Origin of the sequence: Arthrobacter sp. UYEF20 (assembly GCF_040546335.1) — a bacterium.
GTDB lineage: Bacteria > Actinomycetota > Actinomycetes > Actinomycetales > Micrococcaceae > Arthrobacter.
Genome location: NZ_JBEPNP010000020.1, coordinates 56,870 through 82,631, shown reverse-complemented (window position 1 = coordinate 82,631; position 25,762 = coordinate 56,870). Strand labels below are relative to the sequence as shown.

Sequence of the window (25,762 nt, the reverse complement as noted above, 5' to 3'; positions counted from 1 at the left end):
GGCGTCGTCCTTGTACTTCTGGCTATACATCTTACGGTCGGTCATTGTGAAGAAGGGCTCCTAACAAGCTGTCTCACAAAACCATACGGCCGCAGACGTGGGCGCCGAGCCGCTCGGCGTCAGCCACAGTCTGGTCCCGGTCTGCCACGGTGAACGAGACGTGCCAGCGCGACGGTTCGTTGGGGGCTGCGTCCGCGATCCAGGCAATCGCATCCTCGAAGCCGGATGGGGTGGCCACGCCGGCTTGCCGCGCCCTGATGCCGGGATCGACTGTCGCCGCAAGATGGTCGCCGTAACCGGGCCTGCGGATCAGCAGCGCGAAGCCGAGGTCATCGACCTGCCAGCCGAACGCGTCCCCGTAGAACGCCGTCGCCGCGCTGGGGTCGGAGGTGTGGAGGTCGCTGAAGTTCCAGGCCCCGGGCAGGTTGGCCACCTGTGACCCCAGACGCCGCCTGGCCTGCCAGATGCGAAACTCTGTGCCCTCCGGATCGGCCAGCACCGCGCCGCGGCCGCCCTCTCCCGCATCGGCGGGCGCCGATTGCATCGTGGCGCCGGCAGACACCAGTCGCTGCGCTGCGGCGTCGGCGTCGTCGACGGCAATGTAGGTGTTCCACGCCGCTGTACCTTCCCGGGTGCTGGCCATCCCGCCGACGTCCTGGCCGTCGAGCTTGGCTATCATGTAGCGGCCCGGCGCTCCCGGCGGCATGGCGTCCTCGAACGTCCAGCCGAAGATTCCGCCGTAGAACTCGGCTGCCGCCTCGACGTCGGGCTGCTCGGTGTCGATCCAACACGGTACGCCCTGTGGGTAGGTCCGTGGGGTCATGTCTTGCTCCCGTCCATGGACAAAGCCTAGCGATCCAGGGTCCGGCCGGGTACCCCACCCGTCATCACTAGAGGAAACCCTGACCGGGCACATGCGAGGCTTGTAACCGGCCACGATCAGAGGCTGCGATAGACGCTGCTCCGGTGGGCCACCCGTAAAGTGAGAACCACGAGTTCGGTGTCCCTTATCGTGTACACGACGCGATAATCACCGACACGGATTCGCCACAGATTTGGATACCCGACCAGGGCACGAACGCCGCTCGGGCGCGGGTCGACGCTCAATGCGTCGATGGCCTGGATGACACGGCGAGCCACTGGCTTGTCGAGCTTGGCCAACTCCTTGAGCGCTTTCGGGTCATATTCGACAGCGAACAGCCCAGCCGCACTCACAACCCGAGTGCCCGGGCCGCCTCATCCGCAGAGATGGTCTTGGTGCGACCGGCATCGAGATCGGCCAATCGCTCCAACGCGATCCGACCATCCTCGCTGTCAATCATCGCCTCGTATCGATCAACGAACTCGGCTGGCACGATCGCAGCAGCCCGTTGATGTCCTCGTCCGCGCGTCACGTAGGTGATCTCGCCACCAAACGCAGCTCGGTTCACGGCGTCAGAAAAGTGATTTCGCGCTTGGCTGACCGAAAGCTCGATGTCTGTGCTCATACGTCCATTATGCGCCAGGAACGCCAACTTAGCCATCTATCAATCATCCGAGACCATCGACCGCAAGGGGAAGGTCCAACGGGACAGATTCGCTGCAGCGTGGGGTTGTCCCGCACGAGGATCGGGTTCCGGTGAGCGTTGCGCTCGAGAGCTACTCCTCAGGAGCAGGTTCCAAGGAAGCTCGTGGCACCGGGTCGTTCATGGAAGGTCACCGTGTGGCCGGTGTCATCATGGAAGACGGCACTTGGGCCTGCCACGGTGATGGTGCCCGACTGGTAGGGGTTGCCCCATCCTGCGGGGGGATTGCCCTGACCGTCGTCCAGCGGATGGTCGGCGACGAAGAATGTTTCCTGCACCCTCGCCTCATAGATGCCACAGTGCGTGTAGAGAGCGAAAGCGACACCCGAGGCGGCGGTGGGTGTCGGACTTGTCGGGACGTCGCTTGTCGGCGCTGCCGGCGGTGCGCATCCACTCAGCACCGCCAGCACGGCTGCCGCAGCGGCGATGCCTCGAACGTATTGAGTTGCCATGAGCCAAGGATCTCTGGCGATAACTGCGCGGTCAAGAACCTGGAAGGCAGACAGAGACAGTATTGCCAACCGCTCGCGTCGGCCGGTACTACTTCTTCTTCTGACCGGCGGCGAGAACGTCAGCCTGCTTCCGCGGGAGGTCGGCGGCAATGATCTTCTGGAACAGCTTCGGCTTGACGTACCGCGTCCAGCGAAGGCCGGTTCAGTCCCTCTCAGTCGTGCTGGCATACCCCGAGAGATTGCCGGGGCGGTCGCCTGGCGGCTGTCCGAGGAAGCCGCTTACACGACGGGCGCCACTCTCAGAGTCGCGGGCGGCCTCTAGCCCGCGGGAGCGTCCGTTGATCGCTCAGAGAAGCACAACGCTGCTGCCGTCGACCACCAACGCCTGACCGTCGCGAAGAGCCCAATAGGTCTTGCCCTCCTGGGCGTAAGCAGCAGCCACTCGGGTTAGGGCCTCGCTCTCCGGGTGCTCCGGAGATCCAAGGTGAGGCACGAAGGGCCGATCCAGGATGCTGAGGCCGTCAAACTCGACGGCTCCGTACATGGACAAGGCGTCCTCCGTTGAGTCGCATTCTTCGAGGCCCAACAGGCTCGGGGCGAGGACGCATCCCCCCGCACTGAAGCCGGCGTAGACCAGTGCGTCTGCTCCGAGACGATCCGCAATGAGCGCGTCGGCCCCCGATCGCGCCAGAGTCGCCCGGAGCGTGAAGACGTTGCCGCCCCGAACCCAAAGGAAGTCCGGTTGGCCAAACTCCGCAGAAAGACTCTCGGCGTCGTGCGCCCGAAGGTCGAGCTCACGCGCTGCGAGCCCAATGCCCGCGAGATTCGTAACCTGACGTTCAGTCTCTAGGCGCCGCATCTCAGGATCAGCCCCGTCGAAAGCGTTCATGATGACCCACCCGCGTCCACTCCCCCGGACCAGGCCAGTGAACGCCTCTGGATGGTCGCCAAGCTGGTACGACGACAGATAAAGGCGCATGGAGCCATTATCCCAACGTTCGCGCACGAAGGTCGGACCGCGCGACCGACTAACCCAGCCGCAGCCGGACCAGGGGCCGCGTCAGTTTCGTAACATCGTCCGGGCAGGCGCTTTGACTGCGAGGCCCCTGCCGCTTGCTTAGGGAATCAGTCGCCGGTCTCGGAGACTCTGGAAGATTCGCAAGAACATCGCTTCGCTGTCAACATATGTGTGGAAGCCGGCACGCCTCGACTTTGATGTGTCGGCGATGACGTCGTAGTCCCACGCGAAGACGAAGTCGCCAAACTGCCAGGAGGACACATCTGAGTAGGGGGTCTTCGCCAGAGCGTGCTTCGCAACCATTGCATCCCAGAGGTCAGATTTGTCTGCCATCACGTCGCTCAGGCTCATCGGCAAAGGTGGCGCTACATCGAGGTCGAAGAACGCTGCAATTTTCGGCCACATCGAGGACCAGCGAAACATGTCACCGTTTGTGATGTTGAAGGCTTGGTTCCTGCTGCCGGGGTTCGTTGCAGCCCAGGCGGTAGCTTCCGCCAGCAGCCCTGAGTCCGTCATCTCGATCAGGCTTGTGTAGGCCCCGGGCTTGCCAGGGAACCGGAACGGGACGCCGAGCTCTTTGCTGATAGAGGCGTACACCGCAATCACCATGGCGAGGTTCATGGGGTTGCCGAGCCCAATGCCGGCCACAACCGAGGGGCGCAGTGCGGACCACGACCAAGCGGCGTCAGCCTGCCGGCGCTCAAGGAACTGTTGCTGGCCGACGTTGAACTCCGGTGGCATATGCGGCGGATCGTCCTCACGGGCCGGCGTCGAGAAGGGCCCCAGATGAGCGCCATAGACCTTGTACCCCTGCATCAAACTGATGTGCTCCAGGTTCGGCGCCACCGGTTCGATCGCGTCGACGACATTCGTGAGCATCGCCAAGTTCGGCGGCACCAGTTCCGCCCAGCTGACGCGATCCTGATAAGCGGCATAGAAGACATGAGTGACCCCAGTCAGGCTGGCGAGTTTCAAAGCGGTGTCGTCTTTGTCCAGAAGGTCAACGGCGATATGCCGAACCGAGCCCTGACTAGCCCCTCCCCGCCGAGAAAGTCCGATGATCGTCCAGCCTCCCACGCGGTCGAGGTGCTCGATCAAGTTTCCGCCGATCACACCCCGTGCCCCGACGACTAATGCAGTTCTCGTTGCCATAATTTCTCCTTCATCGTAAAAACGTGATTTGCCGATCTCATTTGTAGCACAGCATCGTGACATCGCGATATTACGATTTAGACCTACACTGGAGGTATGGGAGAACTCAGTGTCGAACAACTGGTGAGCGCATTCAAAGCGCTCGGCCACCCAACCCGCTTGGCAATTCTGGGCTGGCTCAAGGACGGCAACTCATTTCCGCCGCAGGATCGGCCAGCGGACGAGGTCGGAGTGTGTTTGAAACACATTCAGGCGCGTGCAAACGTGTCACAGTCCACCGCTTCACAGTTCATGGCGACGTTGCAGCGCGCAGATCTTGTGATCTGTACTCGCATCGGCCAGTTCTCGCACTACCGACGTAACGAGCAGACCATCGCCAAGCTCGGCAAGGCCATCGGCGCCGACGTTTAGCCGCACGGCTGCCCCGTTCACGACAAGATCACCATGCGAACCCTTGGCAACATGGCGCTCTGAGTACGCCCGCAAGGCGAACCCTGAGTGGGAAAGCATTGCCGCGAGCATTGCCCGGTAAGTCTCGAAGGGAACGTCATCGGGCACAGAGCAGGAAGATCCTGAGTTGTCTCTACCCGCCGGCGTCGCGCGTCGGTACTGTAGGACCGTTGCCGAGGAGGACTCCTGATGCGCAGTGTGACCTATTCGATGGCCGTGTCGCTGGACGGCTACATCGTCGGGCCGGACGGCTCCTTCGACTGGACGGTGACCGACGAGGAGGTCTTTCGCCTCGCCACCGACGAGGTACGCAAGGTCGGCGTCCATCTGCTGGGACGACGGCTGTACGAGACCATGCTGTACTGGGAGACCGCCGACCAGAACCCATCGCTCGACTACTCAACGCTCGAATTCGCCGCGATCTGGAAGGCGCTCCCGAAGGTGGTGTTCTCCACCACGCTGTCGGCGGTGCAGGGAAACGCCCGCCTGGCATCCGGTGGCCTGGCGGAGGAAATCGAGCGATTGCGAGCCGACCCGGCGGCGGGCGACATCGCGATCGGCGGCGCGACTCTCGCCGCCGAGGCGGCCGCGCTGGGTCTGATCGACGAGTACCGGACCAGGGTCTACCCGGTGCTGGTTGGCGGTGGCATTCCGTTCTTTCCCCAGCGCAAGCGCCGGGTGGATCTCGAACTCATCGAGACCCGCACCTTCAGCTCGAGAGTCGTCTATCTCCGCTACCGCGTGGCGCGCTAGCTGTACTCGGCCAGTCTTGTCGCGCGAACCTGCAACAGGTCCGAGGAGCTCGCCATTCATCGGGACCGATCGCCATCCTCGGTTAACGGTCACATTCATGGAAATTTGGCCGCCGTCCCGGCACTGGCATTGGCGCTGCCGGGCGTCAGGCCGCAATTCATGTTGCAATTGGCCGATCCGAAGAGGTCCCCTGGGCAGCGATTTGGCCGGGGTTTTGGGTCATGCCAGGACGCTGAGCCGGGCGCTTTTCCGGGCCAGCAGCCGGTCCGCGGACCAGCGGCCCGGGCCGATGAGTGCGATCGAGCAGTCGGTGGGATTCGGCGAGCTTCGTAGACGTTGGCTGCTCGCCGAAGAACGGAGCTGAGGCGATCATGGCGTAAAACAGCAGAGAAGCCGTAATCGTTGACCAGTGGACTCCATTAACTACCAGCAATGCGATTAACTACCAGCAATGCGATTATTAGTGCGCTTCGGCGGCGACGAGCAGGGATGTGCACCCCGTCTACGGCTGGGGCTGCGTGGGAGGTGCGTCACGCGAGGTAGTTGCCCAGAGCCTTGAGCAGGCCCCGGGTGCCTTCCTCGCGGCCCGGCCCGTCGGCCCAGAACTGGTCGAAGAATACGCCGTGTTCAACGTGCGTGAACCGGGTGCCCTCTTTGATCGGCTCGAACTCTAACGACGCCACCGACGTCGACATGTGGACCCCGTCGAGCCACATGTCGTACGTCGTGACGATGCGGACGTGCTCGACGATGTCGGTGTACGTGGCCTCGTACCGCGAGACCGGACCGTCGTGAAACGTCCCCTCGGCGATGTCGCGTCCGCGGACACGGAAGTCGAACACCCACTCACCGGGCTCCATGGCGTCGCCGGCGCCCCACCAGCCGAGCTTCTGGTCCTCTTCAGCGAACGCGTCCCAGGCACGCTCGACGGGAACTGGGTAGTCGCGTGTCAGGGTGAACTCGGCGCGGGCGAGTCGGCGTTCGATCGTCATGTGTGCGTCCTATCGCGTGAAGGTGACGTGGGTGGTGCCGCTCTCGGCCACTTCCGTCGTCACCTTGTGGGTGAGGTCGAGGCCGGGTAGGTCGTCCCACAGTCGAGTTCCCCGGCCGAGGAGGATCGGGGCGACCATGAGGTGCAACTGGTCGACCAAGCCGGCGCGCAGGAAATCGCGCGCGGTGCCGACTCCGCCGCCGACGCGCACGTCCAGGCCGCCCGCGGCGTCTGTCGCCTCGGCGAGCACGTCCTCGATGGGGGCGCTGCGGAGGTGGAACGTCGTTCCGCCCTGCATCGGGATCGACGGACGAGGTGCAGTGTGGGTGAGGACGTAGACCGGGGTTCCGAACGGCGGCTGGTCACCCCACCAGCCCTTCCAGTCCGGATCGTCGGGAAACGAATGCAGGCCGAACATGGTCGCGCCCATGATCTCGGCGCCGACGCCCTCGAAGAACGCGGCGGCGTAGGAGTCGTCGATCCCGGTCGTGCCGGTGCCGCTGGTGTCGCCGAAGACACGCTCGCGGAACGTGCGGGTCGCGGAGTAGGCCGCCGTGAGGCGACCCCAGTCCTCACCCATCGGACTTTCGAGTGATCGGCCGGTCGTCGAGGTGTAGCCGTCCAGCGAGGCGAACAGGTCGAGGCGAACGCTGGTCATATCAGGTCTCCTTCGGGGCGGTGCGGGTCAGGTGGATGCCGAGCCGGTCGGCTTGGTGTTCTGCGGGGGTTCGTTGCTCGCTGAGCCACACGTGCAGGACGTCGAGGGCGCCCGGGCGCAGGCTCACGGTGCGGACGCGTCCGTGCTTCTGCGACGTGACCAGTCCCGCGTTCTCAAGGACGCGCAGGTGCTGCATGAGCGACGGCAACGCCATCGAGAACGGCGCCGCGAGTTCGGACACGACGGCTGGGGACTTCGCCAACCGTTCCATGACGGCCCGGCGCGTCGGATCCGCGAGAGCGCGGAGCACGGCGTCGAGCTCGTCGTAATACTTAGGCACATACCTGATTATTATTGAAGGGCAAGGACTCGTCAACCGGCTTACGCCAGCACGTCTCATCCGGCGCACCACCGCGCGAGGGATGTCCGCACCGCTACTCGAAGCCGCCACCGTTCGGCTTCGCGTGCACGAAGCGCAGGTAGATGCCCAATAACGCTCGTATTTGCTACAAGAGGCCCGGTCCGTCCACGAATCTGTGAATCGCAGCGGTATCTGGCACGCATCTAATAACGCTATTTGGCGCAACCAGTGCTGTAGGCTCCGATTCGAACCTTGGGGAGACTGATGCTGAACTACTTTCGCGAGACGCAAGAAGCACGATTTGCGACCTCTGCACGCCGAATCTATGGCTATGTCTCTGCCGGCTTCGTGGTGGCAGTCGTGGCATTGGTTTTTGCGGGCCTCGCACCTATATGGATTTCCTGGGCGACCTTCGCCGTTTCTTGCGTTTTGGACGCCTTCCTGACCAGAACGTGGATCAGAGGAGATGCACTCAAAGCCTATCGAGGCGGCCAGCACGGCTGACTTCGCGCCGGGCAGAGCGCAACGGGCAATCGGCCGCGTAGTGACAGGGGCTGCAATGCCCGCCATCGAGATAAAAACGGGGGAAGCAATGAATAAACGTCCGACAAATCACCCTGGAAAGCCTTCGGTACTGTCCGTCGTCCGCCTTGTCCTCAGCCTATGCGCCTTGGCGACAACAAGCGTCGCGGCCATCCTGTGGAATCCGATCGACGCAGACTTCATCAATCGCACCGACAATGCGGGGTGGGACGAGACGATGCTCCTACGTCACCAAATCCACGGTTGAGGGTATGCGGCGGGCGGCACGGTCTTGCGCCGGCGCTGACCGAGCCCGGCTCGTCAGCCCACGCGGATGCCATTGTCAGCGAGGAACTCGCGGGCACGGCCCATCTGGCGGTCGGTGGAGAAGGCATACCACTGTTCGCTAAGGTTCTCGCCGTGGACGAGGTCGCGGAACCGGAAGAAGGCGCCTTTGCCCTCGATCGCCCGTTCCAGCCGCTCTCGGAGGGCCTCATCGTGCTGCCGCTCGGCGAAGGCCGCCATGTCCCGCCAGCCGTTCCGCGAACCGGTGCGGTTGAGCCGAAGCCAACGGTCCGGCTCCTCCTCCACGTCGATGGCGGAGTCCTCCCCGACCGTCATCGGGTCAGTGGCGCTGTCGTCGTACACCAGCCCGGTGCGCAGGTCGACGTAGCCACCGGGCGACAGGTCGAGATCCCCTTCCAGCACGGTGCTGAGCATGTCGAGGTCTACCGGCACCGCCCGGCCTGTCAGCGGGACGCGGCGCAGACCGGCCAGCAGGTCCTCGGCCAGCAGCAGGTCACCAGCGCCGCCGCGCCAAGTCAGCCGGTTGATGACCGACATTGCCACCGATTCGGCTTCCTGGCGTCTATGCTCCAGCGCCATCGGTATGCCGGCCCCCACCTGTTGCAGAGCGTCATCGATGTCGCGTCCCGTCACCGCTGCGAGGAAGCGGGCCGCATCTCCTGCCGCGATGGCTTCACGCAGCTCGGGCAGGTCGAGCCCCGGCACCTGCACCTGTGCGGGCCACGCGTGCAGCAGCATCGGGTGCGGCCGGCTCGGTTTCCCCGGCGCCCGGCTCTCCCCGTCGTCGGTAGCCCACCGGCGCCCGTACTGGTCCGGAATGCTGCCCCAGCCCCAGTACGGCAGGGGGGCATCAGGACGGATACCCAATACCTCCAGCGGGTCGACCTTCACCTCCCCGACCACGCATCGGTGCGTCCAGGCGTCACCGAGGTCGAACGTGAACTGAAACTCAGCCCCCGGCTCCAGCGTCCGGGTGACCTTGGCAGCAGCGATGTCGATTGGTGCGATGATCGGGCCGCCGATCGATCCGGCCATCTCGGCTCCCGTCTCTTCGTCAGTGATTACCCGGCCGTCGGCCAGGGTGAACATTGACAGGTGCGAGCGGTCCCATCGGGCGAAGGCATCGTTGATGGCATTGGCGAGATCCATGAAGGTGTGCGACGGTCCGACCGCGAAGATGCGCCCGGGCCACGGCCACAACTCTTCACCACGACCGCCGAGCAGTTCCACCGTCAGCGACAACCATGTTCGTGCCATACCCCAAGGATGGCACGCGCCGCGGCGGTGCCGTAATCGCGTTACTGCAGGGCCCCGGGCGCCAGCATCCCGCAGGAGGGCGCTGTTCCGCGACAAGGATGAGCGAAAACTTATGCACGCGCTTGGCGATGATGTGCCTGCGAGGCCGCCTCCCGGGCCGGGGACACTCTGGTCGTGGCCAAACTCGATCCTCTGACCCGGTGACAGCGCGATGCGAAGGACATTGTCGACGAACTCACCCGCCGCGAGGTCAAGCTCAGCATCGGGGGCTCCGTCCACGACCCCATCGATCCCGTGGGCCGGCTCCTCTTCAACGTCCTGGCCATGGTCGCCGAATTCGAAGCCGACTTGATCCGGACCGGACCCGGGAAGGCATGGCCGTCGCCAAGGCGAAGCGCCGCCTACGAGGCAAACAGCCCAAGCTCTCGAATACACAGGAATCCCACCTCGTCTCCGTTCACCGAGCAGGGACGCACACGACGGCGCAGATTGCAGAACTCTTCGCGGCAGCGCGGGTCAACCGTCTACCGTGCCATCAAACGCGGTGAACTGCCCCTGACCACCGCCAACGAGCGGTTGAAGGGCTTTGGACGTGCCCTCGCCGAGTACGCGATCTGACGCTGGACCCGGACCTCGTGGTGGGCGCCGGCTCCAGCGTCGGCGGCGGCCGGCAGGCGATGACGGAGCTGATCGAAAACCGCCGGATGCCCTCCGCGATCTTCGCCAGCAGCAGCACAGCCTTCGGCACGATGATGGCCTTGCGGGATCTCGGTTTGTCAGCATCGAAAAACGAGTTCATCATAGGAGTAGACGATCATCGGATGGGCCGGTTCCTGGGACAGACTGCGATCGCCCAGCCAGTAGCCGATCAGGGCGCGTTTGCGGCCAGCCTGCTGATTGAAGACTTCACCGCCCGGGGCTTCCGAATCGCCCGTCCAGCCACGTGCTGGCGACCAAACTGGTTGAGCCCAAGAGCACCCGCCGCCGGCGCTGACGCCGGCACACGCCGCCCGGCGGCCACTACCACTCAAAGGCTTCCCGTCCACGGTGTGCCCTCACGAGTGACCGCCACCGACTTCCCCCAGGTCTGAAAGGACTTTCGATCCATGACTGAGCTTCCCAACGGCACCACCCCCGGCCGTGCCGACGCAATCGCCGGCGCCTCCGCCATCCTCTTTGACCTTGACGGCGTCCTGACCCCGACGGCGATCGTGCACGAGCACGCGTGGCGGGAACTCTTCGACGGTTTCCTGAAGACCGTCCCCGAGGCGCCGCGCTACCGCGAAAGCGACTACTTCGACCACATCGACGGCAAGCCCCGCTTCGACGGCGTCCGCGACTTCCTGGCCTCCCGCAACATCGTCCTGCCGGACGGACCGCCGGATGACGATCCGGGGCATGACACCGTGCACGGCCTGGGCAACCGCAAGAACAAGGTCTTCAATGACATCGTCGAGGCCGGCGGCGTCGAGCCCTACGAAGGCTCCGTGCGGTTCATCGAGTCCGCGCGGGCCCGCGGACTCAAGCTCGCCGTCGTTTCCTCCTCCCGCAACGCCCCGGCAGTGCTCAAGGCCGCCGGGCTGTCCGGCTTCTTCCCGGTGGTGGTGGACGGCGTCGTCGCCGTGACGGCAGGACTGCCTGGCAAGCCCCGCCCGGACACTTATGAGTTCGCCGCCCGGCTGCTGGGCCTGCCCAGCAGGGCGTGCGTCGTCGTCGAGGACGCCGTCTCCGGTGTCCAGGCCGGAAGCGCGGGGAGCTTCCACTCGGTGATCGGGGTGGACCGCGGAGCCGGCCGGCAGGCGCTGCTCGACGCCGGCGCCACCCTGGTGGTCAACGACCTCGCCGAACTGCTCTAGCCCGCCGCACCACCCGACTGTCACGCCAAGACTCTTACCGCCTGAAGGAAACCCCAACCATGGCTCTCATCACCTCGGACCGCGCACGGTTCCCCAACGACCCCTGGCAGCTCGTGGAGACCGTCCACCTCCCCGGCAACGCCGGGACGCTGGAGACCTTGTTCAGCCTCGGCAACGGCCACCTGGGCATCCGCGGCGCGCACTGGGCTGCCGCCGACGCCGATCTGCCGGGCAGCTTCATCAACGGCTTCCACGAGACCTGGGACATCAAGCACGCTGAAAATGCCTACGGCTTCGCCCGCACCGGCCAGCGGATCCTCTACATTCCGGACGCCAACAACTTCACCGTGATTATCGACGGCGAAACCCTGGGCCTGGCGGAATCCACGGTCCTGGACTACCGGCGCAGCGTTGATTTCGGCACCGGCATCTATGAATGCAGGATCGTCTGGCAGTGCCGCTCCGGCGCCACCGTGACCACCACGGAACGCCGCGCCGTCGGCCATGAGTCCCGCGGCACGCTCGGCATCTCGCTGGAACTCGCGGCGGACCGGGACATCTCGGCCGACGTGACCTCCTCGGTGATCAACCGCCAGGACCAGCCGGTGGACGAGCACTCGGCCCACGACCCGCGCCGTGCCGGGCGGCACGCCGGGCGGGTCCTGCTGCCGGTGCGGCTCGACGGCGGCGACGGTTCGCTGCGCCTGTCCTGGGAAACCGCGGAATCCAAACAGCGCATCGGCCTGGCCGTGGACCACTGGACGTCCGCGGGCGTGCAGTGCTTCGACACCCAGGTGCACGAGGATGACAGCAGCGTCCGCTACGTGCTGGCCGTCGGCGCGGACCAGCCGTTCGTGCTGGAAAAGAGCGTCAGCTACGCCGTCGGGCAGTCCTCGGATGACCTGGCGGACGACGCCGAGGCGGCCCTGTTGCCGCTTGCGGAGATCTTCGCCCAAAGCGCGGCTTACTACCGTGATTACTGGACCACGAGCGACATCGAGATCACCGGCCAGGCCGAGCTGCAGCAGGCCGTCCGATGGAACCTCTTCCAGTTGGCCCAGGCCACCGCCCGCGCCGACGTAGCGGGGATCCCGGCGAAGGGCGTCAGCGGCTCCGGCTACGAGGGCCACTACTTCTGGGACCAGGAGGTGTACCTGCTGCCCTACCTGACCTACACCAACCCGGCCAACGCCCGCCAAGTCCTCGAATTCCGGCACGAGATGCTGCCCGAGGCCAAGATCCGCGCGAAGGAGCTCAGCGTGGACGGCGCCCTGTTCCCGTGGCGGACCATCAACGGGCTCGAGGCCAGCGCCTACTACGCCGCCGGCACGGCCCAGTTCCACATTGCCGCCGCGATCGCGTTCGCGGCCAACCGCTACAGCTGGGCCAGCGGGGACCAGGCGTTCCGGGAGACCCTCGGCTCCGAACTGCTGATCGAGACCGCCCGGATGTGGGTGTCACTGGGCTTCTTCGGCAAGGACGGACTGTTCCACATCCACGGTGTGACGGGCCCGGACGAGTACACCGCCGTCGTCAATGACAACCTGTACACCAACGTCATGGCGCGCTTCAACCTGCGTGCCGCCGCGGCGCTGGACCACCCGGAGATCGACGACGCCGAACGCCAGCTCTGGGAGCAGGCAGCCAACCGGATGCAGCTGCCCTACGACGAGGACCTCCAGGTCCACTCGCAGGACAACGACTTCATGACCCTGGAGCCGTGGGACTGGAGCACGCCGCGGTCCAAGTACCCGCTGCTGCTGAACTTCCACCCGCTGGTGATCTACCGGCACCAGGTGCTCAAGCAGGCCGACACCGTGCTGGCCATGTTCCTGCAGTGGCAGGACTTCACGGCCGAGGAAAAGCGCCGCGCCTTCGATTTCTACGACCCGATCACCACCGGTGACTCCACGCTGTCCGCCTGCGTGCAGGGCATCATGGCGGCCGAGGTGGGCTACGGCAAGGCCGCACTGGAGCACTTCACCCACGCGCTGTTCATCGACCTGGACGACACCCACGGCAACACGATCGACGGCGTGCACATCGCCTCCGCCGGCGGCGTGTGGAGCTCGCTGGTCAGCGGCTTCGCCGGGCTGCGCGACCAGGGCGCCGTGCCGTACTTCGATCCGCGCCTGCCGGCCGGATGGGATGGCCTGTCCTTCCACCTGTTGGTCCAGGGCCGGCTGCTGCACGTCGGACTGGAGCAGGGTGCCATCAGCCTCACGGTCCGCGAGGGCGCGCCGCTCGAGGTCGACGTGCGCGGGGAGCGGCTTTTTGTGGGCGGCGATCCGGTCCGGGTTCCGCTGGCGCCCGTCGCGGCCCCCGAGCCGACGATCTTCCCGAGCGGACTCCCGACGGCGTCGATCCCGATTGTGCGCGCGGCCGTCTGAGCCGCCGGTTACCCGGGCGGGGCCGGTGCGGGCGTGCGGATTGCGGTGGTCGCCCGGGGGCAGTTGAGGGCGGATCGGCGGCGCCGGTCCGCCCTCAACTGCCCGCCAGGCCGTCCTCGGCCGGCTCTTCCGCGCCGCCGGATTGTTCTGCTTCACCGGACTCTTCCGCACCGCCGGCCAGGGGATGGGCCAGTTCATCTGCCGGCATGCTGGCCACCGCCATGGCGACGACGGCCACGACCGGGCACACGGTCCCGGCCACGAGGAAGATGAGCCACACCGGCAACACCTCGGCGGCCGGTCCGGCGAGGGCCATGGAGACCGGCATGAGGGCCAGCGAAACGAAGAAGTCCAGGCTCGAGACGCGGCCCAGCAGATGCGGCGGCACGCGGCGCTGCAGCAGCGTCCCCCAGATCACCATGCCGACGCCGTCCGTGGCACCAAAGACGAACAGCGCGGCTGCCACGGCCCAGAAGCTGTCCGTGATGCCGACGGCGGCGACCGGCAGGCTGCCGGCGCCCCAGGACACCATCATCACGCTCAGGTAGCGGCGCGGGAGCGGGAACGAGGCGGTAGCCAATGAGGCTGCGGCGGCTCCGACGCCCATGATGGCGAGCAGGAAGCCGAACATGCGCGAGTCGCCGCCGAGCTGGTCCCGGACCACGAACGGGACGAGGACCTCGATGGGGCCGATCAGGAACAGCACGGAAATGCAGGCCCAGAGCAGGGTCCACAGCAGCCAGGGCGTCCGGACGGTGTAGCTGACGCCCTCCCGGAGATCGTGGAGCAGGGACGTCCTGGCCCGTCTCCGGACAGCGTTTCCGGCCTTGCTGCTCCCGGCCGGTGCCTTGGGCCGGGGCTGGCTGCGGAGGAAGTTCAGGATGGAAAACGCCAGCAGATGGCAGACCGCAACACCGGTGACGGCACGCGAGGGGGACAGCGCCGCCACCAGGAGGCCTGCCACCGCCGGTCCCGCCGCCTGCTGCAGGATGGGCCGCATGGTCCCCTCCATGCCGTTGGCGGCCAGCAGGTCCTCGGGCGGCAGGATCCGCGGCAGGATGGCGGAGTAGGCGGGGAAGAAGAACGCTGCCCCGACGCCGAGCACAAACGAGCCAAGCGCCAGATGCCAGAGCTGCAGCCAGCCCGCCATGGCCAGACCGCTGACGGTCGCAATGACGGCGAGGTTGGCGCCCTCCACGGCGATGATCAGGATCCGCTGGGGAAAGCGGTCCGCCGCGATGCCGCCGGCCAGCACAAACGCCACGAGGCCCACGCTGCCCGCTGCGGCCACGAGGGACAGTTTCAGCGGGCCGCCGCCGAGGTGGATCACCTCGTAGACCATTGCAACGGCCCACATCCCGGAGCCGAAGATGGAGATGGCGAGCGCCGCGATCAGCACCCGGTATTCCCGGTGCGCAAACGGCCGGAGGGCCTTCAAGGAGCGCATGGATTTAGTCTAAGACGCCCAGTCCGGCCCGGGAGCGGCGGCCGACGGCGGGCTGTGGCCTAGTGTTAAGGTCTGCATCCGCGACAGTTCCGGTTCCGACGAGAGGCGATGATGGCCAAGCGCAGCAACCCGGCAATGAAGATGGCCCAGAAGACCGCCCACAACGCGATGTTCGACGCCGAGGGCAAGCCCAAGCCAGGCGTCCACAACGTGCTCCTTCGCGCCGTCGAGATCCAGCGGCCCCTCGTGCTGGCAAACCTCCGGCGCCTGCAGAAGAGGCACCCGCACGCCACGGCGGCGCAGCTCGCTGCGAAGCTGGAACGCGATTATCTCGTCGCCGTCACCGGTGGCGGGGCGCTCGTGGGCGGATCCGCCGTCGTCCCGGGCGTCGGAACAATCGCCGCCCTGGGCCTGTCGGCCGCCGCAACCGTGGGTTTCCTTGAGGCCACCGCACTTTTCGCCACCTCGCTCGCCGAACTGCACGGCGTGCGGATGGTGGACCCGGAGAAGGCCAGCACTTTGGTCATGGCCATCATGCTCGGCGAGGAGGGCACCGCGCTGCTCAGCTCGCTGAGCGGCCAGGCTGCGGGGCAGGGCAAGGGCCCCACCCAGGCCTGGGGCTCCCTCTTTGCACGCCGCGTCCCGCTGGCCGGCTTCGGCTCGGTGCGCGAGCGGATCCAGACGATGTTCCTCCGGAGCCTGCTGAAACGCCAGGGTACGGCCCTGCTGGGCCGGGCGCTGCCGTTCGGCATCGGCGCCGTGGTGGGCGGCGTCGGCAACCGGATGATGGGACGTGCCGTCGTCGCCAACGCCAAGGAAGCGTTCGGACCCATGCCGGATACCATCCCGGGCGAACTGCGGGCCATCGCTAAAACCACCGGGCCGGACGCGCTCCGCACTGCCGGCCCGGACCCTCTCGACGGCGGCGCACCGGGCGCCCCCACTGGCGACGGCAGCCGGAAAGACTCTTCTAACGAAGGCGGCAACTTTTGGATCTGAACGCTGACCTGGGGGAGTCCTTCGGGACCTGGACCATGGGCGACGACGCCGCCCTGTTCCCGCTCGTCACAAGCGCCAGCGTGGCCTGCGGCCTGCACGCCGGCGACCCCGTGACGATGCTGGACACCTGCCGGGCGGCCTACGAGCTCGACGTCCGGGTGGGTGCCCACATCGGCTACCCGGACCTCGTCGGCTTCGGCCTCCGGTCCCTGGACATGTCCTTCGACGATCTCTTCGGGACGGTGCTGTACCAGCTCGGCGCGCTGGACGGGGTGGCGCACGCCGTCGGCGCCTCGGTGGACTACGTCAAGCTGCACGGGGCGCTCTACGACCGGACGGTGCGCGACGCCGAGCAGGCGTCCGCCGTGATCGCCGCCATCCAGGCCTACGACCCGGGGCTGCCGGTTCTCGGCTTCCCCGGCTCCGCCCTGCTCGCGATCGCAACGGAAGCCGGCCACCCCGTCTTCGCCGAAGCCTTCGCCCACCGCGCCTACCTCCCGGACGGCACCCTCATGCCGCGCTCGGAGGACGGTGCCCGGCTGCACGACGAGGGACAGATCGCCGAGCGGGCCGTGCGGCTTGCCACCAAGGGCGAAGTCGAGGCGGTCGACGGCACCGTGCTCCGGATCGAACCGCACTCGCTGCGCGTCCCCGGGGACGGCGCCGGTTCCGCGGGCACGGCCACCGCGATCCGTGCCGCGCTGGAGGCCGCCGGCGTCGAACTGGAGAGTTTCGCCTGAGCTGATGCAGGATTCCCGCCGGGCCGGCAGCCGCCCGCCGGCAGCTGCCCGGGGGCCTGCCCGCGCGGGCGGCCCTTTCCTGGTGCACCTACTCGCCCACCTGTGTCCGCTTTCCCTACGCGGGGCGTGCTCGTGGGGATGTACCGGGAGGTCGCCACCACCAAGCTGCAACGTCGAGCGCAGCCTGACGCTCGCGAGGGTCGGCCGCTTCCGTGGGCCGCCCCTTTCTTTTGCCCTTCTGACCCCGATGCGACAGCACCCGCTCGGGGGAGGCAACTCATGGCAACTCCTTGACCAGCGAAGCCGGTAGCCGACTCAATGGAAATATCGAGGGAACTCACAGCTTTGTGTGCCCGCCGGTGTCTAATCAAAGGAGATATGAGACGTGGAAAGACGCACACCGAAAAAGGTCCACCGAACCCTCTATGCGGGCCTGGCCGCGGTTCTTGTCCTGGGATTCACGGTTCCCACGGCTGCCGCCGCCGAAGGCCTGCCCTGGATGGACAAGGCCCTCTCGGCCGAGCAGCGCTCGGACCTGCTGGTCGGGGCGATGAGCCTCGACCAGAAGATCCAGCAGATCGCCATGAAGCCCGTCGCCAACACCGGCATCCCCAATTGTGACTTTTCCGCGCAGGGACGCCACGTCGAAGGGATCCCCGCGCTTGCCATCCCCACTCTTCGGATGACAAACGGCCCGTTCGGCAACGGCGACTGCCTTGTCGCTCCGACCTCCACCGGCCTGACCAGCGCCCTGACGGTCGCCTCATCGTTCGACCCTGACGTCTCCACGGCGTGGGGAGATTCTTCGGTGAGGAAACCCGCGCCAGCGCCCATAACGTGCTGCTCACCCCGGGCATCAACCTTGGGCGCGTTGCCAACGCCGGCCGCAACTTCGAGTACTTCGGGGAAGACCCCTACCTCGCCGGGGTCATGGCCGTCGCCCAGGTGAACGCCGTGCAGGCACACGGAGTGCAGTCCGTCGCCAAGCACTTTGCAGCGAACGAGCAGGAGACCGGCCGCAACACGATGGACACCATCGTTGATGACCGGACCATGCACGAGCTGTACATGCTGCCGTTCGAGATGACGATCCAGGAGGCCAACCTCGCGGCCGTCATGTGCTCCTACCCGCGCCTGAACGGCGTCTTCGCCTGTGAGAACGAGGAACTGCTGACCGACTGGCTGCGTGAGGACCTCGGCTTCGAGGGTTACGTGATGTCCGACCGCGGCGCCACGCACAGCACCGCCCCGGCCATCAAGGCCGGGCTCGACCTCGAGTTCGCCAGCCCACGCTGGTTCACGCCTGAGCTGATCCACGCCGCTCTCGATGCGGGTACGCTCGCGGTCGCCGTTATCGACCAGCAGCTCGACCGCCGCTTCACGGTCATGTTCGAGCTGGGCCAGTTCGATGACCCGATCAACTCCCTGACGCCGATTGACTTCGCCACGAACGGGCAACGGATCCAGGACATCGGCGAAAAGGGCAGCGTGCTGCTGAAAAACGATCACCACGCGTTGCCGCTGAAGGCCGGCTCGCTCGACTCGGTGGCACTGATCGGTGCCCCGACCTTCGCCGGCGCGGCGAAGTTCAACTCCCAGGGACCCTCGGATGCCATCGTCGTGACGTCGCCCTACACTGTCACGCCCGAGCAGGGCCTGAACAACGCGCTGGATGCGCTGGGTTCCGACGCAACGGTCACCTACAACAACGCGAGCGACATCGCCGCCGCCGCGGCGCTGGCAGCCAAGTCTGATGCCGCCGTGGTGATGGTCGGCGACATCTCCCGTGAGGGAGTCGACCGCACGTCGCTCGCGCTGCTGGTGACAGACGGCGTGAACCAGGATGCCCTGGTCGCTGCCGTTGTTGCAGCGAACCCGAACACCGTCGTCGTCCTCAAGAACGGCGGACCGGTGCTGCTCCCGTGGCTTGACAAGGTGCCTGCCGTGCTTGAGGCCTGGTATCCCGCACAGGAGGACGGCAACATTGTCGCGAATCTGCTGTTCGGGATCGAGAACCCGTCGGGCAAGCTGCCGATCACGTTCCCTACCCAGGAACGTGAAGCCGCCTTTGCTACACCGGCGCAGTGGCCGGGTGTTGACCCCGACGGAGCCGGCCCCCTGCCGCTGACCGCGACGTATAGTGAAGGCCTCGAAATGGGCTACCGCTGGTATGACGCCAAGAGCGTCAAACCGACCTTCGCCTTCGGGCATGGCCTGTCGTACACCGGCTTCGAGATCTCGAAGCTGGTTGTCACGCCCAAGACGACAGACGGGACGAAGGACATCACGGTCTCCTTCTTCGTGGAGAACACCGGTGACGTGGCCGGTGCCGAAGTCGGCCAGGTCTACCTGGGCCTGCCGGCCGCAGCGAACCAGCCGCCCAAGCGTCTGGTCGGATTCGACAAGGTCACGCTGAACCCGGGAGAGAAAAAGCGGGTCACCGTCACCATCGACCCCGATGCGTCCAACCACCCGCTGTCCGTGTGGGACGAGGCGGCCGACGCCTGGTCCACGCCAAACGGCGAGTACACCGTCTACGTGGGCAACTCCTCCGACAACGTCGCCCTGCAGCAGACCATCACCATCCGCACCCCTGGGGGCAAGTAGCGGCCCGCCGTCTGCGGCCTGCCGAAACGAGTGTGCCGCCCGTGATCCGCGGGCGGCACATCCGTGCTTGGCATCACCGATCGTGCATCGCCCCGTCGCCCGCCTGCAGCTGCCCGGGGGCCTGCCCAGTGCCCTAAGGCCCTATCCGGGCCGGAAAGCGCGACCTAGCTTGAAGGCATGACTGCCGGAGGCTCCGCGGGGTTCGACGGACCCGCCTCGGATGCAATGTTGAAGCTGGGCCGCTTTTTCACGAAGTGGGACCAGACCGACGACGGCAGGGCGGTGTTCCGCGAGGGCGGCCGCAAGGGTGACATCTTCTACCGCGATCGGTGGAGCCACGACAAGGTGGTCCGCTCCACGCACGGGGTGAACTGCACCGGTTCGTGCTCCTGGAAGGTGTACGTCAAGGACGGCATCATCACCTGGGAATCCCAGCAGACCGACTACCCGTCGGTGGGCCCGGACAGCCCGGAATACGAGCCGCGGGGCTGCCCGCGCGGGGCGGCCTTTTCCTGGTACACCTACTCGCCCACCCGCGTCCGCTTCCCCTACGCCCGGGGCGTCCTCGTGGAAATGTACCGCGAGGCCAAGTCCCGGCTCGGTGACCCGGTGCTGGCCTTTGCCGACGTCGTGGGGGACCCGGAACGGCGCCGCCGCTACCAGCAGGCCCGCGGCAAGGGTGGCCTGGTGCGCGTGTCCTGGCAGGAAGCGATCGAGATCGCGGCCGCCGCCCACGTGAATACGATCAGGAACTACGGCCCGGACCGCTGCTCCGGCTTCTCGCCGATCCCCGCGATGTCCATGGTGTCGCACGCGGTCGGAACCCGCTTCATCCAGCTGATCGGCGGGGTGATGACGTCCTTCTACGACTGGTACGCGGACCTGCCCGTGGCCAGCCCGCAGGTCTTCGGCGACCAGACCGACGTCCCGGAATCCGGCGACTGGTGGGACGCGGGCTACCTCATGATGTGGGGCTCCAACGTCCCCGTCACCCGCACCCCGGACGCGCACTGGATGGCCGAGGTACGCTACCGCGGCACCAAGGTGGTCACAGTCAGCCCGGACTATGCGGACAACACGAAGTTCGCCGACGAATGGCTCCCCGCCCAGGCCGGCACCGACGCCGCGCTGGCCATGGCGATGGGGCACGTGATGCTCAGGGAATTCTTCGTGGACCGCGAGGTGCCCTTCTTCTCCGACTACGTCCGGCAGTACACCGACCTGCCGTTCCTGGTCCGGCTGGAACGGCGCGACGACGGTTCCCTCACGCCGTCGAAGTTCCTCACCGCCAAGGACCTCCCGGCCGAGTCCGGGGCCGAGGACGCGGCGTTCCGCACCGTGCTGTTCGACAAGAGGACCGGCCTCCCCGCCGTGCCCAACGGCTCCATGGGCTTCCGCTACTCCGGCAGCGGCGAGGGCAAGTGGAACCTGGACCTCGAGGGGATCGAGCCGGCGCTGTCGCTGCGGGAAGTCTCCGGTGAGAGCGCCGAGATCCTGCTGCCGTGCTTCGAGCAGGCGGACGGAACCGGCAGCGTGCTGAGGCGCGGCGTGCCGGTCCTCGGGGTCCAGGGCCAGCTGGTCACCACCGTGTTCGACCTGATGCTGGCCCAGTACGGCGTCGGCCGCGACGGGCTCCCGGGGGAGTGGGCCGCCGGCTACGACGACGCCTCGACGCCCTACACTCCGGCCTGGCAGGAGGAGATCACGTCCGTCCCGGCCCAGGCCTGCATCCGGGTGGCCCGCGAGTTCGCCCGCAACGCCGAAGAGTCCAAGGGCCGGTCCATGATCATCATGGGCGCCGGGATCTGCCAGTGGTTCCACGGCGACACCACCTACCGGGCGGTGCTGGCCCTCGTGATGCTGACCGGCTGCATGGGCCGCAACGGCGGCGGCTGGGCGCACTACGTGGGGCAGGAAAAGACCCGGCCCGCCACCGGCTGGGTGTCGCTGGCGAACGCGCTGGACTGGGCCCGGCCGCCGCGGACCATGATCGGCACCGGCTACTGGTACATGCACACGGACCAGTGGCGGCAGGACGGCTACTCCGCGGATGCGCTCAAATCCCCGCTCTCCACGGGGGCCCTGGACGGCATGCACACCGCGGACGCACTGGCCCAGTCCGCGCGGCTCGGCTGGATGCCGTTCTACCCGCAGTTCGACAGGAACCCCCTGGACCTCGCGGACGAGGCCGAGGCCGCCGTCGCCGCCGGCACCGCAAAGGACACCCCCGGCTACATCGCGGACGCGCTGAAAAACCGCACACTGAATCCAGCGATCGAGGACGTCGACGCTCCGGAGAACTGGCCGCGGACGCTCGTGCTGTGGCGCTCCAACCTGTTCGGCTCCTCCGCCAAGGGCAATGAGTACTTCCTCCGCAACCTGCTGGGAACCCACAACAACGTCCTGGGCAAGGACCACGCCGAAGGCCTCAAGCCCAAGGATGTGAAATGGCATGAGCAGGCGCCGGAGGGAAAGCTGGACCTGCTGGTCTCCGCGGACTTCCGGATGACCTCCACCACACTGCTGTCCGACGTCGTGTTCCCGGCAGCCACCTGGTACGAGAAGCACGACCTGTCATCCACCGACATGCACCCCTTCGTGCACGCCTTCAGCCCGGCGATCGACCCGCCCTGGGAAACCAAGACGGATTTCGACACTTTCCACCTGCTGGCCCAGGAGTTCTCCCGGATGGCGAAAACCCATCTGGGCGTCCGCCGGGACCTGGTCAGCGTGCCGCTGCAGCATGACACCCCCGGCCAGCTCGCCCAGCCCGGCGGGATCGTCCGGGACTGGCGGGACACGTCCATCCCCGCGGTGCCGGGACAGAACATGCCCGTCTTTTCCGTGGTCGAGCGGGACTACACCGCCATCGCGGACAAGCTGGCCGCCGTCGGGCCGCTGGCCGACAAACTGGGCTTCACGGTCAAGAACGTCACCTACAAACTCGCGGGCCCGTTGGAGCGGCTCAGCCGCTCCAACGGCGTGATGCTCGGCGGCGCAGCGGACGGCCGCCCCGCGATCGACACCGACGCGAAAATGGCCGAGGCCATCCTGGCCTTCTCCGGCACCACCAACGGCGCGCTGTCCGTGCAGGGCTTCAAGGACCTGGAGATCCGCACCGGCCGGAAACTGGCGGACCTGGCCGAGGGCTCCGAGGAAAAATTCATCACCTTCGCCCAGACCCAGGCCGGCCCGGTCCCGGTGATCACCTCGCCGGAGTGGTCCGGTTCCGAGACCGGCGGCAGGCGCTACGCCCCATTCACCATCAACGTGGAGCGGCTCAAGCCCTGGCACACCCTGACCGGACGGATGCACTTCTTCCTGGACCACGACTGGATGATCGACATCGGCGAGGCCCTGCCGATCTACCGGCCGCCGCTGGACATGCACCGGCTCTTCGGCGAACCCAAACTCGGCCAGGACGGGGCCATGGAGGTGGTGGTCCGCTACCTGACCCCGCACTCCAAGTGGTCCATCCACTCCGAGTACCAGGACAACCTGCTGATGCTTTCGCTCTCCCGCGGCGGGCCGACGGTCTGGATGTGCCCGTCCGACGCGGGCGCCATCCAGGTCAAGGACAACGACTGGGTGGAGTGCGTGAACATCAACGGCGTCCTCGTGGCCCGGGCGATCGTCAGCCACCGGATGCCCGCCGGCGTGGTCTACGTCCACCACGCGCAGGAACGCACCATCGACGTGCCGAAGTCCGAGGCGACCGGGAGGCGCGGCGGCATCCACAACTCGGTGACCCGGCTGCTGGTCAAACCCTCGCACCTGATCGGCGGCTACGCCCAGCTGGCTTACGCGTTCAACTACCTTGGCCCCACCGGGAACCAGCGCGACATGGTGGCCACCGTCCGCCGTCGTTCACAGGAGGTGCAGTACTGATGCGTGTCATGGCTCAAATGGGCATGGTCATGAACCTGGACAAATGCATCGGCTGCCACACCTGTTCCGTGACCTGCAAGCAGGCCTGGACCAACCGTGCGGGCACCGAATACGTCTGGTTCAACAACGTCGAGACCCGCCCCGGGCAGGGGTATCCGCGCCGCTACGAGGACCAGGAGAAGTGGCAGGGCGGCTGGGAGCTGAACAAGCGCGGCAAGCTGGTGCTCAAGGCCGGCGGCCGGGTGAAGAAGCTCCTGGGGATCTTCGCCAGCCCGATCCAGCCCGAGCTCAAGGACTACTACGAGCCGTGGACCTACGACTACAAGACCCTCGTGGACGCGCCGCTGGGCGACGATTTCCCGGTGGCGCGGCCCAAGTCCCTGATCACCGGCGAGGACACCAAGATCACCTGGTCCGCGAACTGGGACGATGACCTGGGCGGCTCCACCGAATACGGACACCTGGACCCGATCGTGGAGAAGGTCCGCCGCGAGTCCGAGGACAAGATCAAGTTCGCGTACGAGCAGACCTTCATGTTCTACCTGCCGCGGATCTGCGAGCACTGCCTCAACCCGTCCTGCATGGCCTCCTGCCCCTCCGGCGCCATCTACAAGCGGGTGGAGGACGGGATCGTCCTGGTGGACCAGGACAAATGCCGAGGCTGGCGCCAGTGCGTCACCGGCTGCCCGTACAAGAAAATGTACTTCAACCACAAGACCGGCAAGGCCGAGAAGTGCACCTTCTGCTATCCGCGGGTGGAGGTGGGGCTGCCGACGGTCTGCTCGGAAACCTGCGTGGGCCGGCTGCGGTATCTGGGGCTGTTCCTCTACGACGCCGACGCCGTCACCGCGGCGGCGTCCGTCACGGACCCGCAGGAGCTCTACGACGCCCAGATGGACGTGCTGCTGGACCCGAACGATCCCGCCGTCCAGGCCGAGGCCCGGGCCCAGGGCATCCCGGAGGACTGGGTCGACGCCGCCCGGCGCTCGCCGGTGTACGCCCTGGCCAAGGTCTACCAGGTGGCGCTGCCGCTGCACCCGGAATACCGGACCATGCCGATGGTCTGGTATGTGCCGCCGCTGTCCCCGGTGGTGGATTTGCTGCGCGACCAGGGCCACGACGGCGAGGACGCCGGCAACCTCTTCGGCGCCATCGACGCGCTGCGCATCCCGGTGGAGTACCTCGCCGAACTCTTCACCGCTGGCGACGCCGGCCGGGTCACCGCAGTGCTGAAGAAACTCGCGGCGATGCGCTCCTACATGCGCGGCATCAGCATGGGCCACGACCCCGACGACTCCATCCCGGCGGCTGTGGGCATGGACAGCCAAACCATGTACGAGATGTACCGGCTGATGGCGATCGCCAAGTACGAGGAACGCTACGTGATCCCGAAGGCGCATGTTGAACAGGCCCATGACCTCGAGGAGATGGGCTGTTCGCTGGACTTCGACGGCGGCCCGGGCATGCAGGATACCTCCCCGTTCGGTGAAGCCAGCGGCCGGCCCGTTCCCGTGGCGGTGGAAACCTTCAACGCCCTGCGGGACCGGCAGACCTCGAGCTCCGCGCCCGGCGAAACGACCCTGCGAGGGCGGGTGAACCTGCTGAACTGGGACGGCACGGGGGCCCCTTCCGGGCTCTTTCCGGAAAAGCCGCCCGGTCCCGGTCCCAGTTCCGGGACCCCGGCGGCGGGGCCCGTCGGCCACGACGCCCCTCCGGCGGGCGACCAGCCGTGACGCGGCGCCAGCAGGTTGTGTACCTCGCGGCGGCCTGGTGCCTGTCCTACCCGGACGCGGAACTGATCGGCCGGGTGCCGCTGATGCGCGCCGCCCTGGCCGAATTCCCCGGCGCCGTGGCGGACTTCACGGAAGTCCTGGACCTGCTGGAGTCCACGCCGCCGATGGAAGTCCAGGCCCAGTACGTGCGCGAGTTCGACCTCGGCAAGCGCCACGCCCTGCACCTGTCCTACTGGACGGACGGGGACACCCGGCGCCGCGGTGAGGTCCTGGGCAACTTCAAGACGACGTACCGGCAAAGCGACATCCTGGTGGACACCCAAGGGGAACTGCCGGACTACCTGCCGATGGTCCTGGAGTTCGCCGCGGTGGTGGACCTGGCGGCCGGCCGCGGGCTGCTGACCCGCTTCCGGGCGAGCCTGGAGATGCTCCGCTTCGGGCTGCTGCGGGACGAACTGCCGCACGCCAGGATCCTGCAGGCCATCTGCGCCACCCTGCCGGGAAAGTCGCCGGCCGACGAGCAGGCCGTGATGCGGATGGCCGGCTACGGCCCGCCCACCGAGGCGGTGGGGCTGGACCCCTACGACCCGCGCCTGCTGCCCGTGAAGGGGGCCTGA

At 66.8% G+C, this 25,762-nt stretch carries 25 protein-coding genes and 1 pseudogene; 15 read left to right on the top strand and 11 right to left on the bottom strand.

Translation table 11 applies throughout. From position 1 onward, the window contains the following. Positions 1-73: 73 nt before the first annotated feature. From ABIB26_RS19085 to ABIB26_RS19060, 6 genes are all read right to left on the bottom strand, one after another. Entirely contained in the window at positions 74-823 is a 750-nt protein-coding gene (locus tag ABIB26_RS19085; RefSeq protein ID WP_354246698.1) for a VOC family protein, read from the bottom strand. Between the two features lie 116 nt (positions 824-939). Beyond that, entirely contained in the window at positions 940-1,215 is a 276-nt protein-coding gene (locus ABIB26_RS19080) for a type II toxin-antitoxin system RelE family toxin (protein ID WP_354246695.1), read from the bottom strand. Continuing rightward, entirely contained in the window at positions 1,212-1,487 is a 276-nt protein-coding gene (locus ABIB26_RS19075) for a type II toxin-antitoxin system prevent-host-death family antitoxin (RefSeq protein WP_354246692.1), read from the bottom strand. The genes ABIB26_RS19080 and ABIB26_RS19075 overlap by 4 nt, the downstream gene beginning before the upstream one ends. Before the next feature lie 158 nt (positions 1,488-1,645). Further along, positions 1,646-2,017, bottom strand: coding sequence for a hypothetical protein (locus ABIB26_RS19070; protein WP_354246689.1), 372 nt, complete (start codon positions 2,015-2,017; stop codon positions 1,646-1,648). 346 nt (positions 2,018-2,363) lie between these two features. Then, positions 2,364-2,996 (bottom strand): Type 1 glutamine amidotransferase-like domain-containing protein, encoded by a 633-nt coding sequence (locus ABIB26_RS19065; protein ID WP_354246686.1) that lies wholly within the window; start codon positions 2,994-2,996, stop codon positions 2,364-2,366. Positions 2,997-3,134: 138 nt separating this feature from the next. Continuing rightward, positions 3,135-4,187 carry an SDR family oxidoreductase gene (locus tag ABIB26_RS19060; RefSeq protein WP_354246683.1) on the bottom strand — a complete coding sequence of 351 codons (1,053 nt, stop codon included), beginning with the start codon at positions 4,185-4,187 and terminating at the stop codon, positions 3,135-3,137. Positions 4,188-4,283: 96 nt separating this feature from the next. Here ABIB26_RS19060 and ABIB26_RS19055 point away from each other — a divergent pair, with 96 nt between their 5' ends. Together ABIB26_RS19055 and ABIB26_RS19050 are read left to right on the top strand one after the other, a co-directional pair. After that, positions 4,284-4,598, top strand: coding sequence for an ArsR/SmtB family transcription factor (locus tag ABIB26_RS19055; RefSeq protein ID WP_354246681.1), 315 nt, complete (start codon positions 4,284-4,286; stop codon positions 4,596-4,598). 228 nt (positions 4,599-4,826) lie between these two features. Next, positions 4,827-5,390, top strand: coding sequence for a dihydrofolate reductase family protein (locus tag ABIB26_RS19050; protein WP_354246678.1), 564 nt, complete (start codon positions 4,827-4,829; stop codon positions 5,388-5,390). Positions 5,391-5,920: 530 nt separating this feature from the next. On the opposite strand, the gene ABIB26_RS19045 is transcribed toward ABIB26_RS19050, so the two are convergent. From ABIB26_RS19045 to ABIB26_RS19035, 3 genes are read right to left on the bottom strand one after another with little or no spacing between them, the layout of a single operon-like run. After that, the gene (locus tag ABIB26_RS19045) at positions 5,921-6,382 is read right to left on the bottom strand and encodes an SRPBCC domain-containing protein (protein ID WP_354246675.1); all 462 of its coding nucleotides are present in this window, start codon (positions 6,380-6,382) and stop codon (positions 5,921-5,923) included. Between the two features lie 9 nt (positions 6,383-6,391). Continuing rightward, a complete protein-coding gene (locus tag ABIB26_RS19040; RefSeq protein ID WP_354246672.1) occupies positions 6,392-7,039 on the bottom strand; it encodes a dihydrofolate reductase family protein in 648 nt (215 codons plus the stop codon). A 1-nt stretch (position 7,040) separates the two neighbouring features. Then, entirely contained in the window at positions 7,041-7,379 is a 339-nt protein-coding gene (locus tag ABIB26_RS19035; RefSeq protein ID WP_354246669.1) for an ArsR/SmtB family transcription factor, read from the bottom strand. A 285-nt stretch (positions 7,380-7,664) separates the two neighbouring features. On the opposite strand from ABIB26_RS19035, the gene ABIB26_RS19030 reads away from it, so the two are divergent. Both ABIB26_RS19030 and ABIB26_RS19025 read left to right on the top strand, forming a co-directional pair. Beyond that, positions 7,665-7,904, top strand: coding sequence for a hypothetical protein (locus ABIB26_RS19030; RefSeq protein ID WP_354246667.1), 240 nt, complete (start codon positions 7,665-7,667; stop codon positions 7,902-7,904). A gap of 55 nt (positions 7,905-7,959) precedes the next feature. Beyond that, positions 7,960-8,190 (top strand): hypothetical protein, encoded by a 231-nt coding sequence (locus ABIB26_RS19025; RefSeq protein ID WP_354246664.1) that lies wholly within the window; start codon positions 7,960-7,962, stop codon positions 8,188-8,190. A 53-nt stretch (positions 8,191-8,243) separates the two neighbouring features. Here the strand turns inward: ABIB26_RS19025 and ABIB26_RS19020 are convergent, their stop codons facing one another. Further along, positions 8,244-9,485 (bottom strand): hypothetical protein, encoded by a 1,242-nt coding sequence (locus tag ABIB26_RS19020; RefSeq protein WP_354246662.1) that lies wholly within the window; start codon positions 9,483-9,485, stop codon positions 8,244-8,246. 144 nt (positions 9,486-9,629) lie between these two features. On the opposite strand from ABIB26_RS19020, the pseudogene ABIB26_RS19015 reads away from it, so the two are divergent. From ABIB26_RS19015 to ABIB26_RS19000, 4 genes and pseudogenes are all read left to right on the top strand, one after another. Continuing rightward, positions 9,630-10,103: pseudogene (locus tag ABIB26_RS19015) on the top strand (recombinase family protein); the annotation flags it as partial. A gap of 20 nt (positions 10,104-10,123) precedes the next feature. Then, complete coding sequence (locus tag ABIB26_RS19010) at positions 10,124-10,576, top strand: type 1 periplasmic-binding domain-containing protein (RefSeq protein WP_354246660.1); 453 nt, start codon at positions 10,124-10,126, stop codon at positions 10,574-10,576. A gap of 15 nt (positions 10,577-10,591) precedes the next feature. Further along, positions 10,592-11,341 (top strand): HAD family hydrolase, encoded by a 750-nt coding sequence (locus ABIB26_RS19005; RefSeq protein WP_354246659.1) that lies wholly within the window; start codon positions 10,592-10,594, stop codon positions 11,339-11,341. 59 nt (positions 11,342-11,400) lie between these two features. Next, a complete protein-coding gene (locus ABIB26_RS19000; protein ID WP_354246657.1) occupies positions 11,401-13,731 on the top strand; it encodes a glycoside hydrolase family 65 protein in 2,331 nt (776 codons plus the stop codon). A gap of 94 nt (positions 13,732-13,825) precedes the next feature. On the opposite strand, the gene ABIB26_RS18995 is transcribed toward ABIB26_RS19000, so the two are convergent. Further along, on the bottom strand, positions 13,826-15,178 hold the full coding sequence (locus ABIB26_RS18995; protein ID WP_354246654.1) for an MFS transporter: 1,353 nt from the start codon (positions 15,176-15,178) through the stop codon (positions 13,826-13,828). A 111-nt stretch (positions 15,179-15,289) separates the two neighbouring features. Between ABIB26_RS18995 and ABIB26_RS18990 the strand changes: the two genes are divergently transcribed. From ABIB26_RS18990 to narJ, 7 genes are all read left to right on the top strand, one after another. Beyond that, on the top strand, positions 15,290-16,177 hold the full coding sequence (locus ABIB26_RS18990) for a hypothetical protein (RefSeq protein ID WP_354246711.1): 888 nt from the start codon (positions 15,290-15,292) through the stop codon (positions 16,175-16,177). Further along, complete coding sequence (locus ABIB26_RS18985; RefSeq protein WP_354246651.1) at positions 16,168-16,917, top strand: LamB/YcsF family protein; 750 nt, start codon at positions 16,168-16,170, stop codon at positions 16,915-16,917. Before ABIB26_RS18990 ends, ABIB26_RS18985 begins: the two co-directional genes overlap by 10 nt. 385 nt (positions 16,918-17,302) lie before the next feature. After that, positions 17,303-17,866 (top strand): hypothetical protein, encoded by a 564-nt coding sequence (locus ABIB26_RS18980; protein ID WP_354246649.1) that lies wholly within the window; start codon positions 17,303-17,305, stop codon positions 17,864-17,866. Beyond that, a complete protein-coding gene (locus tag ABIB26_RS18975) occupies positions 17,755-19,524 on the top strand; it encodes a beta-glucosidase (protein WP_354246647.1) in 1,770 nt (589 codons plus the stop codon). The genes ABIB26_RS18980 and ABIB26_RS18975 overlap by 112 nt, the downstream gene beginning before the upstream one ends. A gap of 177 nt (positions 19,525-19,701) precedes the next feature. Beyond that, a complete protein-coding gene (locus tag ABIB26_RS18970) occupies positions 19,702-23,412 on the top strand; it encodes a nitrate reductase subunit alpha (RefSeq protein ID WP_354246645.1) in 3,711 nt (1,236 codons plus the stop codon). Next, entirely contained in the window at positions 23,412-25,145 is a 1,734-nt protein-coding gene (gene narH / locus ABIB26_RS18965) for a nitrate reductase subunit beta (RefSeq protein WP_354246643.1), read from the top strand. Before ABIB26_RS18970 ends, narH begins: the two co-directional genes overlap by 1 nt. After that, positions 25,142-25,762 (top strand): nitrate reductase molybdenum cofactor assembly chaperone, encoded by a 621-nt coding sequence (gene narJ, locus ABIB26_RS18960; protein WP_354246640.1) that lies wholly within the window; start codon positions 25,142-25,144, stop codon positions 25,760-25,762. Before narH ends, narJ begins: the two co-directional genes overlap by 4 nt.

Excerpts from the sequence above, each read along its gene's own strand:
- ABIB26_RS19085 (WP_354246698.1), bottom strand. The coding sequence starts at position 823 with ATGACCCCACGGACCTACCCACAGGGCGTACCGTGTTGGATCGACACC.
- ABIB26_RS19075 (WP_354246692.1), bottom strand. The coding sequence starts at position 1,487 with ATGAGCACAGACATCGAGCTTTCGGTCAGCCAAGCGCGAAATCACTTT.
- ABIB26_RS19070 (WP_354246689.1), bottom strand. The coding sequence starts at position 2,017 with ATGGCAACTCAATACGTTCGAGGCATCGCCGCTGCGGCAGCCGTGCTG.
- ABIB26_RS19065 (WP_354246686.1), bottom strand. The coding sequence starts at position 2,996 with ATGCGCCTTTATCTGTCGTCGTACCAGCTTGGCGACCATCCAGAGGCG.
- ABIB26_RS19060 (WP_354246683.1), bottom strand. The coding sequence starts at position 4,187 with ATGGCAACGAGAACTGCATTAGTCGTCGGGGCACGGGGTGTGATCGGC.
- ABIB26_RS19055 (WP_354246681.1), top strand. The coding sequence starts at position 4,284 with ATGGGAGAACTCAGTGTCGAACAACTGGTGAGCGCATTCAAAGCGCTC.
- ABIB26_RS19050 (WP_354246678.1), top strand. The coding sequence starts at position 4,827 with ATGCGCAGTGTGACCTATTCGATGGCCGTGTCGCTGGACGGCTACATC.
- ABIB26_RS19045 (WP_354246675.1), bottom strand. The coding sequence starts at position 6,382 with ATGACGATCGAACGCCGACTCGCCCGCGCCGAGTTCACCCTGACACGC.
- ABIB26_RS19040 (WP_354246672.1), bottom strand. The coding sequence starts at position 7,039 with ATGACCAGCGTTCGCCTCGACCTGTTCGCCTCGCTGGACGGCTACACC.
- ABIB26_RS19030 (WP_354246667.1), top strand. The coding sequence starts at position 7,665 with ATGCTGAACTACTTTCGCGAGACGCAAGAAGCACGATTTGCGACCTCT.
- ABIB26_RS19025 (WP_354246664.1), top strand. The coding sequence starts at position 7,960 with ATGCCCGCCATCGAGATAAAAACGGGGGAAGCAATGAATAAACGTCCG.
- ABIB26_RS19020 (WP_354246662.1), bottom strand. The coding sequence starts at position 9,485 with ATGGCACGAACATGGTTGTCGCTGACGGTGGAACTGCTCGGCGGTCGT.
- ABIB26_RS19005 (WP_354246659.1), top strand. The coding sequence starts at position 10,592 with ATGACTGAGCTTCCCAACGGCACCACCCCCGGCCGTGCCGACGCAATC.
- ABIB26_RS19000 (WP_354246657.1), top strand. The coding sequence starts at position 11,401 with ATGGCTCTCATCACCTCGGACCGCGCACGGTTCCCCAACGACCCCTGG.
- ABIB26_RS18995 (WP_354246654.1), bottom strand. The coding sequence starts at position 15,178 with ATGCGCTCCTTGAAGGCCCTCCGGCCGTTTGCGCACCGGGAATACCGG.
- ABIB26_RS18990 (WP_354246711.1), top strand. The coding sequence starts at position 15,290 with ATGGCCAAGCGCAGCAACCCGGCAATGAAGATGGCCCAGAAGACCGCC.
- ABIB26_RS18970 (WP_354246645.1), top strand. The coding sequence starts at position 19,702 with ATGACTGCCGGAGGCTCCGCGGGGTTCGACGGACCCGCCTCGGATGCA.
- narH (WP_354246643.1), top strand. The coding sequence starts at position 23,412 with ATGCGTGTCATGGCTCAAATGGGCATGGTCATGAACCTGGACAAATGC.